1 pseudogene is annotated in these 241 nt (G+C 64.3%); it reads left to right on the top strand.

Annotated elements, in window-relative coordinates:
• Nucleotides 1–241, top strand: a pseudogene (locus tag SB717_RS39055) (hypothetical protein); the annotation flags it as partial.

A 241-nucleotide genomic window follows, 5' to 3' on the forward strand; every position in this document is an offset into this window, starting at 1 on the left:
TGAAGAGGCTTCGCATATTCGAAGCCTCTGGTTGAGAATGCAACGGCGCGCACGCAATCTTGGGCGCGACGGCGTGGCCGCTAGGGCGATATCGGCGCTGGACTGTGCACTCTGGGACCTGCATGCGAAGCGCCTTGCTGTGCCTCTCGTCACCGTGCTAGGCCAGGCGCGCGACAGCGTGCCCGTGTACGGCAGCGGCGGCTTCACCACCTATACCGACACGCAGATGCGTGACCAGCTG

Source organism: Priestia sp. SIMBA_032, from assembly GCF_046535215.1.
Taxonomy (GTDB): Bacteria; Bacillota; Bacilli; order Bacillales; family Bacillaceae_H; genus Priestia; species Priestia aryabhattai.